The sequence below is a fragment of the Nocardioides exalbidus genome (assembly GCF_900105585.1).
In the GTDB taxonomy this organism is placed as follows: Bacteria; Actinomycetota; Actinomycetes; order Propionibacteriales; family Nocardioidaceae; genus Nocardioides; species Nocardioides exalbidus.
Genome location: NZ_FNRT01000002.1, coordinates 3,861,441 through 3,873,269 on the forward strand (window position 1 = coordinate 3,861,441; position 11,829 = coordinate 3,873,269).

At 72.2% G+C, this 11,829-nt stretch carries 12 protein-coding genes; all 12 read right to left on the reverse strand.

The features are described 5' to 3' along the window. Positions 1-34: 34 nt before the first annotated feature. Entirely contained in the window at positions 35-1,411 is a 1,377-nt protein-coding gene (der, locus tag BLV76_RS18750) for a ribosome biogenesis GTPase Der (protein WP_090971084.1), read from the reverse strand. A gap of 153 nt (positions 1,412-1,564) precedes the next feature. Continuing rightward, positions 1,565-2,263 (reverse strand): (d)CMP kinase, encoded by a 699-nt coding sequence (cmk, locus tag BLV76_RS18755; RefSeq protein ID WP_090971086.1) that lies wholly within the window; start codon positions 2,261-2,263, stop codon positions 1,565-1,567. A gap of 11 nt (positions 2,264-2,274) precedes the next feature. Next, the gene (locus BLV76_RS18760) at positions 2,275-3,363 is read right to left on the reverse strand and encodes a prephenate dehydrogenase (protein WP_090971088.1); all 1,089 of its coding nucleotides are present in this window, start codon (positions 3,361-3,363) and stop codon (positions 2,275-2,277) included. Then, entirely contained in the window at positions 3,356-3,733 is a 378-nt protein-coding gene (gene aroH, locus BLV76_RS18765; protein WP_090971089.1) for a chorismate mutase, read from the reverse strand. Before aroH ends, BLV76_RS18760 begins: the two co-directional genes overlap by 8 nt. Positions 3,734-3,789: 56 nt before the next feature. Next, positions 3,790-4,182: a VOC family protein gene (locus BLV76_RS18770; protein ID WP_090971091.1), complete on the reverse strand. Its 393-nt coding sequence runs from the start codon at positions 4,180-4,182 to the stop codon at positions 3,790-3,792. A 53-nt stretch (positions 4,183-4,235) separates the two neighbouring features. Further along, positions 4,236-5,051, reverse strand: a complete 816-nt coding sequence (locus BLV76_RS18775; protein WP_090971093.1) for a helix-turn-helix domain-containing protein — start codon at positions 5,049-5,051, stop codon at positions 4,236-4,238. Positions 5,052-5,084: 33 nt separating this feature from the next. After that, positions 5,085-5,888: a pseudouridine synthase gene (locus tag BLV76_RS18780; RefSeq protein ID WP_090971095.1), complete on the reverse strand. Its 804-nt coding sequence runs from the start codon at positions 5,886-5,888 to the stop codon at positions 5,085-5,087. Then, complete coding sequence (gene scpB / locus BLV76_RS18785) at positions 5,885-6,637, reverse strand: SMC-Scp complex subunit ScpB (RefSeq protein ID WP_245734757.1); 753 nt, start codon at positions 6,635-6,637, stop codon at positions 5,885-5,887. Before scpB ends, BLV76_RS18780 begins: the two co-directional genes overlap by 4 nt. Continuing rightward, positions 6,634-7,539: a segregation and condensation protein A gene (locus BLV76_RS18790; protein ID WP_090971097.1), complete on the reverse strand. Its 906-nt coding sequence runs from the start codon at positions 7,537-7,539 to the stop codon at positions 6,634-6,636. The genes scpB and BLV76_RS18790 overlap by 4 nt, the downstream gene beginning before the upstream one ends. Beyond that, positions 7,536-7,898: a hypothetical protein gene (locus tag BLV76_RS18795; protein WP_175539750.1), complete on the reverse strand. Its 363-nt coding sequence runs from the start codon at positions 7,896-7,898 to the stop codon at positions 7,536-7,538. The genes BLV76_RS18790 and BLV76_RS18795 overlap by 4 nt, the downstream gene beginning before the upstream one ends. Then, complete coding sequence (locus BLV76_RS18800; protein ID WP_425433744.1) at positions 7,883-8,914, reverse strand: ParA family protein; 1,032 nt, start codon at positions 8,912-8,914, stop codon at positions 7,883-7,885. The genes BLV76_RS18795 and BLV76_RS18800 overlap by 16 nt, the downstream gene beginning before the upstream one ends. A gap of 239 nt (positions 8,915-9,153) precedes the next feature. Then, a complete protein-coding gene (locus tag BLV76_RS18805) occupies positions 9,154-11,751 on the reverse strand; it encodes a DEAD/DEAH box helicase (protein ID WP_090971101.1) in 2,598 nt (865 codons plus the stop codon). Positions 11,752-11,829: the final 78 nt, after the last annotated feature.

Below are 11,829 nucleotides of genomic sequence, written 5' to 3' on the forward strand. Positions count from 1 at the left end.
CCAGCCAGCGGGACCGGCGCAGCTGCCGGCCCGGTCAGCGCTTGCGCTTCTCGCGCGGCTTCTGCTGGATGACGATCGGCGTGCCCACGAAGCCGAACTCCTCACGCAGCCGGCGCTCCACAAAACGCTCGTAGGCTGCGTCGAGCTTGCCGCTGGTGAACAGCACGAACGTCGGCGGTGCCACGGACGGCTGGGTCGCGAAGAGGATCTTCGGCTGTTTGCCGCTGCGCACCGGGTGCGGGTGCTCGGAGACGAGGCGGCCTAGGAAGGTGTTGAGCGCGCCGGTGCCGACGCGCGTCTCCCAGCCCTCGAGCGCCTTGTCGATCGCGGGGACGAGCCGGTCGACGTGCCACCCCGTGCGGGCGGTGAAGTTGATCCGCGGCGCCCACTGCAGCTGGACGAGGTCGCGCTCGATCTCGCGCTCGAGGTAGTAGCGGCGCTCGTCGTCGACGAGGTCCCACTTGTTGAAGGCGATGATCATCGCGCGACCGGCGTCGCGGACCGTCTGGATGATCCGCATGTCCTGCTCGGAGACCGACTGGCTGGCGTCGAGCACCAGGACGGCGACCTCGGCACGGTCGATCGCGGTCGTGGTGCGCAGGGACGCGTAGTACTCGTGGCCGGACGCCTGGTTGACCCGCTTGCGGATGCCGGCGGTGTCGATGAAGCGCCACGTGCGGTCGCCCAGCTGGATCAGCTCGTCGACCGGGTCGACCGTGGTGCCGGAGGCGTCGTCCACGACGACCCGGTCCTCCTTGGCCAGCATGTTGAGCAGCGACGACTTGCCGACGTTGGGCTTGCCGACGATCGCGATGCGCCGCGGTCCGCCGACCTCCTCGAACGACTCGGCCGGCGTCTCCGGGAGGGCCGCCAGGATCGCGTCGAGCATGTCGCCCGAGCCGCGGCCGTGGAGCGCCGAGACGCCGAACGGCTCCCCCAGCCCGAGGTTCCACAGCCCGTAGGCCTCGGCCTCGGTGCGCTGGTCGTCGACCTTGTTGGCGGCGAGCACGACGGGCTTGCCGGACTTGCGCAGGATCCGCACGACCGCCTCGTCGGCGTCGGTGATGCCGACCGTCGCGTCGACGACGAAGAGGACGGCGTCGGCGAGGGAGACGGCGATCTCGGCCTGGGCAGCGATGCGCTCGGCGAGTCCGCGGGCGTCGGGGTCCCAGCCGCCGGTGTCGACCACGGTGAAGGCGCGACCGTTCCAGTTGGCGTCGTAGGAGACGCGGTCGCGGGTCACGCCGGGACGGTCCTCCACGACGGCCTCGCGGCGTCCGATGATCCGGTTGACCAGGGTCGACTTGCCCACGTTGGGGCGGCCGACGACGGCGAGCACGGGCGTCGGCCCGTTCTGCTCGTCGGTCCCGAGGTCGGCGGACTCGACGCTGGCGGCGTCGTACTCACTCATGTGCTCACAGCTCTCTGGCGTTCTCGACGAGCCCGGTCCCGGGGTCGTCCACGCATTGTCGCGCAGGTTGGGTCCCGCGCACGGATCGGCGCGAGTGGTGCAACGTCGTCGCGGCGTCGCGCTGTTCCCGCCGGGCGCCGTTCGGGACGGGCGTCACACGCCTGAGCGGGCCCCCGCGCCGTGCGCGAGCTCGACCAGGCGGTCGATGACCTGCTCCAGCGTGAGGTGGGTGCTGTCGACGTGCACCGCCCCGTCAGCCATCACCAGCGGCGCGGTGGCCCGGCCCGAATCGATGCGATCGCGCTCGAGCAGCGACTGCTCGGTGCTGGCCACGTCGGTGCCGCCCTGCTCGGCCGTACGACGCCGGGCGCGCGCCGCGGGGTCGGCGCTGAGGTAGACCTTGAGCTCGGCCTGCGGCCACACGACCGAGCCGATGTCGCGGCCCTCGACGACGATGCCGCCGTCGCCGATGGCCTCGCGCTGGAGCTCCAGCAGGCGGGTGCGCACCTCGGGGACGGCGCTGACCGGGCTGACCGCGGCGTTCACCGCGTCGCTGCGGATCTCGACGGAGACGTCGGTCCCGTCGACCGTGATCGTCGGCGCGAGGGGGTCGGTGCCGGAATCGATGCGCGGCCGGCCGGCGAGGGCAGCCACGGCCGCCGCGTCGCGTACGTCGACTCCCTCCCGCAGCAGCCACCACGTCATCGCACGGAACATGGCACCGGTGTCGAGGTAGCGCAGGCCCAGCCGGTCGGCCACGCCCCGGGAGGCGCTCGACTTCCCGGAGCCGGACGTGCCGTCGACGGCGATCACGAGGGAGGCGGGAACCGGGGTGCTGTCGACGCTGTTCACGGCGGAGAAGATTACCGGTGCGTGGTCCAGCCGCGGGATTCGAGAGCCGCCAGCAGGTGGTCGGCGCTGCCGCGGTCGACGACGAGCTCGGTGAGGCCGACCGGCCGGCCGGGGTCGTGGTCGATGTGGACGTCCTCGATGTTCACGCCGATCTCGCCGGCGTCGCCGAACAGCCGTGCGAGCTCGCCCGGGTGGTCGGGGACGGCGACGAAGACCGAGCGGGTCGGACGTGCAGGTCCTCCGTGCTTGCCGGGGATCGCCCGGGTGCCGGCGTTGCCGCGCGCGAGGATCTCGACGAGGTCACCACCGGAGTCGGCCGCCACCGCGACCATGAGCGCGTCGAGGTCGGACCGGACCTCGGCGAGCAGGTCGAGCACGGCGCCCGAGTTGGCCTCGAGGATCTGGCGCCACAGGGCCGGGTCGCTCGCGGCGACGCGGGTGACGTCTCGCACGCCCTGGCCGGACAGGGCGAGGTGCTCCTCGGGCGCGGACGCCAGGCGCCCGGCGACCAGGACGGCTGCGAGGTGGGGCAGGTGGGAGATCCGCGCGACCGCGCGGTCGTGCTCCGCCGGCTCCATCACCCGCGGCGAGGCGCCGCACTCGAGGACCAGCGCCTCGACGAGGCCGACGGCCTCCGGGGCGGCGCCGGGGTGCGGGGTGATCGCCCACGGACGGCCGTCGAAGAGCGCGGCGCTCGCGGCCAGCGGACCCGAGCGCTCGCTGCCGGCCATCGGGTGCGAGCCGACGTAGCGGCGCAGGTCGTCGGGCCCGACGAGACGGGCGACCGCGTCCAGCGGTGCCGACTTCACGCTGCCGACGTCGGTCACCACCGCGTCGGTGCGCCGCAGGGCGTCGGCGATCGCCTCGGCGATGGCGGCCGGAGGCACTGCGACCACGACGAGCTGAGGTCGGTCCGCGACGGTCACCGCCCGGCCGGCGCCGAGCCCGTGCGCGGTGCGGAGGTTCTCCTCCGAGGTGTCGCGCAGCACCACGTCGATCCCGAGCCGACGGCACACCAGGGCGATCGACGTCCCGATCAGGCCGGCCCCGACGACCTCGACCGGACCGATGAGGGCCGGCAGGGAGTCGTCGTCAGTCATGGCTGGTGGTCCTCGCCAGGTCGCGGCGCAGGTTGGCCGCCCCGTGGAGGTAGACGTGCGTGACGTCGGAGCGCGGCACGTCGGTCTCGACGTGCGCCATCAGCCGCACCACACGCGGCATCGAGCCCTCGATCTCCAGCTCGCGCGCGCAGACCAGCGGCACGTCGGAGAAGCCCAGCTGGCGCGCGGCATAGGCGGGGAACTCGCTGGTCAGGTCGCTCGTCGCGGTGAAGATGATCGAGATGAAGTCGTCGACGTCGAGCCCGTTGGCCTCCATCACGTCGGTGACCAGCTCGGCCACCCGGTCCAACATGTGCTCGCGGGTGTCCTCCTCGAGCTGGGTCGCCCCACGCACTGCCCTGACTGCCACGGGAGAACCCTAGGCCAGCCCGCCGGCGCCTCCCGCGGCCGTCTCGCCTGCCGGGGTCAGGAGGGCTGGTAGTCCCCGAACGACCAGTGGTTGCCCTCGGGGTCGAGCACGCTGCCACCCCGCCCCCCGTAGTCCTGGTCGACCATCGCCTGCACCACGGTGGCACCGGCGGCGACGGCCGCGTCGAAGACGGCGTCGGGATCGGGGGCGACGAGGTACGCCGCCGCCGGACCGGTGCCGCTCACCACCCCGCCGGGCCGCTCGGAGCCGAACATGATCCCGCCGCCGCCCGGCCAGGCCCACTCGGCATGCACGACGACCGACGCATCGTGCTCGTCGCGGTAGGTCGCGTGCTCGGTGAACCCGATGGCGGCGAGCCAGGTGGTCATCAGCCCGGCGTCGCGGACGGAGAACGTGTGCCACAGGGTGGTGCGGGAGACGTCGGTCATGGTTCCTCCTGGTGCGGGAGCTCGGTCTGGCCGCCCGGTGCGACCGCTCCCCCTCAGGCTGTCGCCTCCTGGCCGCCGGTGGCTTGGACGATTGGGAACTCCCGCCGCACCCACTCGGTCGGGCTGCACCCGGCGAAGTCCGTCCACTCCCGCGCGAGGTGCGCCTGGTCGGCGTAGCCGCTGTCCGCCGCCACCCTCGCCACCGACAGCTCCCCGGCCAGCGCCGCAGCGCGCATCCGGGCGTGGGCGCCGGAGAAGCGCGCGAGCCGCTGGTAGGTCTTCGGCGACACGCCCACCTCGTCGTGCACGAGCGTCGTCAGCCGCCGACGGCTGTAGCCCACGTCGTCGGCGGCCGCGGCGACCGGCACGCCACGGGTGAGGAGGGCCATCGCCCGGCCGACCTCGGGTCGCGGCTGCGGAGGCGGTCGACGTCGTACGGCGTCGAGGAGGGCGTGCTCGAGGACCGCGAGACGGGCCTCCCACGAGTCCTCGTGCGCCAGTCGCTCGGGCAGGTCGGCCAGGCGGGGGTCGACGTCGGCGAGGCCGAGCAGCTGCCCCGCCATCGCGCCGGCCGGCACGCCCCACAGCGCCCGCGCACCGGCGGTGGTCAGGCTGAGCTGAAGGCCGCGCTGGTGGCCGCCGTGGTGGATCGCGGCGGCGGTCGTGTGCAGCCCGGAGACCGACGACCAGCCGACGGTCCGCGAGCCGGGATCGCCGTCCCACGACACCGCCAGCGGCTCGTCCAGCGGGAGCACGAACGTGAGGTCGGTCGACGGCATCCCGATGTGGACGCCCGGGCCGGCGAACGCGACGTCGTAGGCCACGATCGAGCGGACCCAGGGCGCCAGCGCGGGGTGCACGGCGGCCATGCGCTCACCGTACGCCGCACGTCCGACGGCAGGTCAGAGCTCGGCGTCGTCCAGCAGCTCGCCGAGCTCGGCCACGGTGAGCTCGCGCATCGCACCGGTAGGCAGCTTCGCGAGCGTGACGGGCCCGATCACGGTGCGGGTCAGCCGGCGCACCGGGTGTCCGACGTGGTCGAGCAGCCGGCGCACGATGCGGTTGCGCCCCTCGTGGATCGTCAGCTCGACGATCGAGCGGTTGCTGCCCTCGCGTCGCGGGTCTCCCCCGACCACCCGGGCCTGGCTCACGGTGACCGGACCGTCGTCGAGCGTCACGCCGGCCAGGAGCTGGCGGATCGTGCGGACGTGCACCTCACCGTCCACCTCCGCGACGTAGGTCTTGTCGACCTCGTGCGAGGGGTGCGCGAGCAGCTGGGCGAAGTCACCGTCGTTGGTGAGGATGATCAGGCCCTCGGTGTCGGTGTCGAGGCGGCCGACGTGGAACAGCCGCTCGGGCCGGTCCGCGACCAGGTCGCCGAGGGTGCGACGTCCCTCGGGGTCGCTCATGGTCGACACGACGCCACGTGGCTTGTTGAGCACCAGGTAGACCTTGTCGCTGATCGGCGGCAGGCGCTTGCCGTCGACCCGGATCACGGCCGTGCGCGGGTCGACCTTGGTGCCGAGGCGGGTGACGACCTCGCCGTCGACCTCCACGAGGCCGTCGAGCATCAGCTCCTCGCACTTGCGACGGCTGGCCACGCCCGACTGGGCGAGCAGCTTCTGGAGCCGGATCATCCCGTCGTCGTCGGTCTCCGGGCGCTGCGAGGCGGGCTGGTCGTTGTCGGGGGCGTCGTGGGGCTTCATGAGACCTCTGTACCCCCGTCGGGCTCGGTGCCGGAGCCACTGTGCGGGGAGTGGTGCGCAGAGTGGTGTGGAGCGTCGGGCACGGTCGGGGCAGCCTCCGCAGCGGGCGTGTCGAGGCTCGCGACGCTGGCGAGCTCGTCCTCGAGGTCGTCCATGTCGGGGAGGTACGGCGCCAGCTCGGGCAGCTCCTCGAGCGAGGTGATGCCGATGCGCTCGAGGAAGTACGACGACGTCCGGTAGAGGTTGGCGCCGCTCTGCTCGTCCTGGCCGGCCTCCTCCACGAGGCCGCGGGTGAGGAGCGTGCGCATCACGCCGTCGACGTTGACGCCGCGGATCGCGGAGACCCGGGCACGCGAGACGGGCTGCTTGTAGGCGACGACCGACAGTGTCTCGAGCGCCGCCTGCGTGAGCCGCGCCTGCTGGCCGTCGAGGACGAACGACTCGACGACCCCTGCGAACTCGGGGCGCGAGTAGAAGCGCCAGCCGCCGGCGACGGACCTCAGGTCGAAGCCCCTCCCCTGCTCGGCGTACTCGGCGGCGAGGGCACCCAGCGCGCCCTCGACCTCGTCGACGGGGTGCCCGACGACGGAGGCGAGGCGCACGGTGGAGAGCGGCTCGTCGGAGACCATCAGGATCGCCTCCAGCGCCGGCCGCAGCTCGGCCACCGCCACGGCGAGCGTGTCGACGTCCCCGGCGTCCGCGGACGAGTCCGCTCCGGCGCTGGTGGGGGTCTCGGGCTGCTGGGTCACGCATCCTCCTCGGGCTCGTCGGCGGCAGCCAACGGCACGTTGCCATCTTCGTCCTCGGGCGGTGCACCGTCGAACTCGTCGGTGATCTCCACGTCGCCCTTCTCGTCGCCCGTCCAGCGGACCGTCAGCTCGCCGAGCGGGGTGACCTGGTCGAAGGACACGGCGCCCTCGCGGAAGAGCTCGAGCAGCGACAGGAACCGGGCGACGGTCGTGAGCCGGTCGGGCGAGTCGCCGCACAGCGCACGGAAGGTCATGGTCCCGCTGCGGCGCAGGCGGTCGACGACGACCTGGGCCTGCTCGCGGACGCTCACCTTCGCCGCATGGATGTGCTGGAGCGAGAGCTCGAGCACCGGCTTGGGCTCCAGCGCCTTGGCCGCGAGCTGGGCGAACTGGTCGAGGCCGATGCCGATCAGCACCTCCGGCAGGAGCGTGGCGAAGCGCTCCTCGAGCCCCACGGAGCGCGGACGGCTCAGCGACTCCGAGGCGAGGCGCTCCTCGAGCACCGAGGCCACCTGCTTGAAGGCGCGGTACTGCATGAGGCGCGCGAAGAGCAGGTCGCGTGCCTCGAGCAGTGCGAGGTCCTCCTCGTCCTCGACGTCGCCCTGCGGGAGCAGCCGGGCGGCCTTGAGGTCGAGCAGCGTCGCCGCGACCACCAGGAACGAGGTCGTCTGCTCGAGGTCCCACGCGTCGCCGAGGTTCTTCACGTGCGCGATGAACTCGTCGGTGACCTGCGAGAGGGCGACCTCGGTGATGTCGAGCTTGTGCTTGGAGATCAGGCCGAGCAGCAGGTCGAAGGGGCCTTCGAAGTTGTCGAGGCGTACGGCGAACGCGGGCGCCTCGCTGCCCGGCTCGAGCGTGACGCCGGTCGTGGTGTCCGGGCCGGCCTGGGAGGTGGTGCTCACTCGTCGAGCAACCGCTGGACCAGCGGGCTGTCGGCCCCCTGCGCCTCGAGGTCGGCGAGCACGAGGGCGAGCGCCTCGCGCACCAGGCGCCCGCGGTCGACGGCCAGGCCGTGCTCACGGCGCAGCGTCAGCCGGGCGTGCTCGATGTCGAGCAGCTCGTCGGAGGTGACGTAGACCGTCATCTTCTCGTCGTGGCGCACCCGGCCGCTGGGACGCCTCGGGCCGGACGCCTCGGCGTCCTCGTCGGCGACGGCACGCACCCGGCGCGGCCGCTGGCCGTCGGCGGGCTCGGCCGGGGCGGTGTCGGAGGTCGGCCGGAACAGGTCGTCCGCGGCCGGCATGCTCACTCGGCGGGCCACCGGGTGAGCACCTCCTTCGCGAGGGAGCGGTAGGCGTCGGCGCCGCCCGACGACGAGGCGTAGGACGTGATCGGCTCGCCGGCGACCGTGGCGTCGGAGAACTTCACCGTGCGGCGGATGACCGTGTGGAAGACGGTGTCGCCCCACGCGGAGACCAGCCGCTCCATCACCTCGCGGCTGTGGAGCGTGCGCCCGTCGAACATCGTGCCGAGCACGCCGTCGATCTCGAGCTTGGGGTTGAGCCGCTCGCGCACCTTGTCGATGGTCGTCTTGAGCAGCGCGACGCCGCGGAGCGCGAAGTACTCGCACTCGAGCGGGACGATCACGCCGTCCGAGGCGGTGAGCGCGTTGACCGTCAGCAGGCCGAGCGACGGCTGGCAGTCGATGAGGATGACGTCGTACTTCTCGAGCGCCGGCGCGAGCACGCGCTGCAGGGTCTGCTCGCGGGCGACCTCGTGGACGAGCTGCACCTCGGCGGCCGACAGGTCGATGTTGGACGGCAGCAGGTCCATGCCCTCGACGCCGGTCGGGACCACGACCTCGTCGAGCGTGGTCTCCCGGTCCATCAGCAGGTTGTAGATGCTGGCGTCCATCTCGTGCGGGTTGAGCCCGAGGCCGACCGACAGCGAGCCCTGCGGGTCGAAGTCGACGAGGAGCACCTTGCGGCCGAACTCGGCGAGGGAGGCGCCCAGGTTGATCGTGGTCGTCGTCTTGCCGACGCCGCCCTTCTGGTTGCACATCGAGATGACCCGCGCGCCGCCGTGGTGCGTGAGGGGCGTCGGCTCGGGGAAGACGGGCATCGGTCGTCCCGTCGGGCCGAGCTCCCCGGTGGCGGGAGCGGCACCGACGGGTGCGCTCTCGACGGGTCGTTCGAAGGGGATCGGCTCGGTCACGGTCTGCTCGTCTCGGGGGAAGGTCAGCGGGGAGTCTGCGGCGGGGGGCTGCGGTGGTCGGACCATCGGCGGCATCTCGGAGGCACTGCTGCCAGTCGGACCGGAATATCCCGCACCACTCATGCCGGCTCCTTCACGCATCGGTTGAGGCTTCGATTGGACCACGACGAGCGCCCCGGATTTTGTCGACACGTCGACAGTTCCGCAAACGGTGTCGCGCGACTGTAGGACCCGACCCGAACGGCCGACAACACCGACCCCCGGTCCCACAGGCACCGGACGGAATCTGTGCACGGACCCCCGGTCAGCTGCACAGGCGAGGACCGCCTGTGGACAAGCTGTGCACTCCCCGGACCACCGGCTCAGAGGCGCCGCATCGCGACCGTCGCGAGCACCAGCTCGCCGGCCTCGTCGGTCGCGTCGCAGTCCACGACCGCCTCGATCACCCAGTCGTGGTGGCCCTCGGGGTCGTGGATGGTCTGGCGCACGTCGCGCACGCGCGACGTCGTACCCTCCTCGGCGCCGACCGGCTCACCCGCGCGCTCGGGGCCGACCACCAGCAGGTCCGGCCCGCGGGCGTCACCGTCGGTCAGGACCGAGTCGTGCTCGTCGTAGTAGTCCTCCAGCGCGCCGTCCCACACGGACCGGCCGACGACGACCTGGCGCGGCGGCTCGGTCCGGTCGGCGGCGTTGCGCTCGAGGCGCACCAGCGTGTCGAGGTCGTCGCGCGACACCGCGTCGACGCGTGCCCACATGGCGTTGCGGAGCATCACGCGGAACGGCCGCTCCTGCTTCGAGAGCGGTCGCGGCGGGGGCGGCGGCTCGTGGTGCGACACCGAGGACGAGGCATGGTCCGGGTCCGAGAGCGCCTCCCACTCGTCGAGCAGCGAGGAGTCTGTCTGTCGCACCGTCTCCCCCAGCCACTCGATGACGTCCTCCACCTCCGGGGCCCGGTGCGTCTCCGGGACGGTCTGACGCAGGGTGCGGTAGGCATCGGTGAGGTAGCGAAGGACGAGGCCCTCGGACCGGGCGAGCTGGTAGCGCCCGACGAAGTCGGTGAACCCCATCCCGTTCTCCCACATCTCCCGCACGACCGACTTCGGGCCGAGCGCCTCGTCGGGGAGCCAGGGATGGGTCTGGCGGTAGGTCTCGAAGAGGGCCTCGAGGAGCTCGCGCAGCGGCTGTGGCCAGGTGATCTCCTCGAGCAGGGCCATCCGCTCGTCGTACTCCAGGCCGTCGGCCTTCATCTCGCCGATCGCCTCACCGCGGGCCGCGTGCTGCTGGGCCGTCAGGATCTGCCGCGGCGCCTCCAGCACCGCCTCGACGATCGAGATCACGTCGAGGCTGTAGGTCTCCGACTCCGGGTCGAGCACGTCGAAGGCGGCCAGCGCGAAGTGCGCGAGCGGCTGGTTGAGCGCGAAGTCGTCGGGTACGCCCGCGCTGATCACGTAGCGGCGGCCGAAGGTGTCCAACTCAGCCAAGCGGGTGACGATCCCGGTGCGCAGCAGCGACCGCGACAGCCGCAGCGCACGACGCGCGAGACGGAGCTGCGCGCGCCGCTCCTCGTGGTTGTCGGTCAGCAGCCGTCTCAGCACGCCGAACGCGTCCTCCTCGCGGGAGACGACGTTGACCAGCATCGCGTTGTCGACCTTCATCCGGCTGGTCAGCTTCTCCGGCACGCCGGCGACCAGCTTGTCGAAGGTCTGCTCGGTCCACACCACCGTGCCCTCGGGCGCCTTCTTGAGCTGCGCCTTCGACTTCTTCTTGCCGGCGGCCACCCGCGCGGCGATCTTCGCCTTCGCCTGCTCGTTCTCGATCACGTGCTCCGGGGCCTGGACGACCACGTAACCGGCCGTGTCGTAGCCGGCGCGGCCGGCGCGGCCGGCGATCTGCTGGAACTCCCGTGTCCGGAGCACCCGCTGCCGGTTGCCGTCGAACTTCGCCAGGCCCGTGAACAGCACCGTCCGGATCGGCACGTTGATCCCGACCCCGAGGGTGTCGGTGCCGCAGATGATCCGCAGCAGCCCGTCCTGCGCCAGCGTCTCCACCAGCCGGCGGTACTTCGGCAGCATGCCCGCGTGGTGCACGCCGATCCCGTTGCGGACGAGCCGCGACAGGGTCTTGCCGAAGCCCGCGCCGAAGCGGAAGGCGCCGATCCGTGCGGCGATCGCGTCCTTGTCGACCTTCTTCGGTGGGTGACGGAGCAGGTTCGTGGCGTGCTCGACCGCTGCCGCCTGCGTGAAGTGGACGACGTACACCGGGTCCTGGCCGGTCGAGACGAGCTCCTCGAGGGTGTCGTCGAGCGGCTCCATCGACCAGCGGAAGCTGAGCGGCACGGGCCGTTCGGCGTCGTCGACCACCGCGGTGTCACGACCCGTGCGCCTCTTCAGGTCATCGACGAAGAAGGAGACGTCGCCCAGGGTCGCCGACATCAGCAGGAACTGGGCGTCGACGAGCTCGAGCAGCGGCACCTGCCACGCCCACCCGCGGTCGTGCTCGGCGTAGAAGTGGAACTCGTCCATCACCACGAGCCCGACATCGGCGCCGCGGCCCTCGCGCAGGGCGATGTTGGCGAGCACCTCGGCGGTGCAGCAGATGATCGGCGCGTCGGGGTTCACCGCGGCGTCGCCGGTCAGCATCCCGACGTTGTCCGCCCCGAACACCTCGATCAGGGCGAAGAACTTCTCGCTCACCAGCGCCTTGATCGGCGCGGTGTAGAAGCTCACCTCGTCGCGCGCGAGCGCCGCGAGGTGGGCGCCGATCGCGACGAGGGACTTCCCGGAGCCGGTGGGCGTGGCGAGGATGACGTGGTTGCCGCCGAGCAGCTCGATCACGGCCTCGTCCTGGTGCGGGTAGAGACCGAGCCCACGGTCGTCCGCCCAGCCGGTGAAGGAGTCGTAGACCGCATCAGGGTCGGCGCCGGTCGGCACGCGGGTGTCGAGGCGCGCAGGGTCCGGCATGCCGCAATCCTTCCACCCCGCGGTTTCGCCCCCACCACCCCCATGGAGTCGCCGTGCAACCGCCGTGAAACCGCGAGG

Bases quoted from the DNA above. Each gene is read 5' to 3' on its own strand.
- der (WP_090971084.1), bottom strand. From the start codon at position 1,411: ATGAGTGAGTACGACGCCGCCAGCGTCGAGTCCGCCGACCTCGGGACC.
- BLV76_RS18760 (WP_090971088.1), bottom strand. From the start codon at position 3,363: ATGACTGACGACGACTCCCTGCCGGCCCTCATCGGTCCGGTCGAGGTC.
- BLV76_RS18770 (WP_090971091.1), bottom strand. From the start codon at position 4,182: ATGACCGACGTCTCCCGCACCACCCTGTGGCACACGTTCTCCGTCCGC.
- BLV76_RS18775 (WP_090971093.1), bottom strand. From the start codon at position 5,051: ATGGCCGCCGTGCACCCCGCGCTGGCGCCCTGGGTCCGCTCGATCGTG.
- BLV76_RS18780 (WP_090971095.1), bottom strand. From the start codon at position 5,888: ATGAAGCCCCACGACGCCCCCGACAACGACCAGCCCGCCTCGCAGCGC.
- BLV76_RS18800 (WP_425433744.1), bottom strand. From the start codon at position 8,914: ATGAGTGGTGCGGGATATTCCGGTCCGACTGGCAGCAGTGCCTCCGAG.
- BLV76_RS18805 (WP_090971101.1), bottom strand. From the start codon at position 11,751: ATGCCGGACCCTGCGCGCCTCGACACCCGCGTGCCGACCGGCGCCGAC.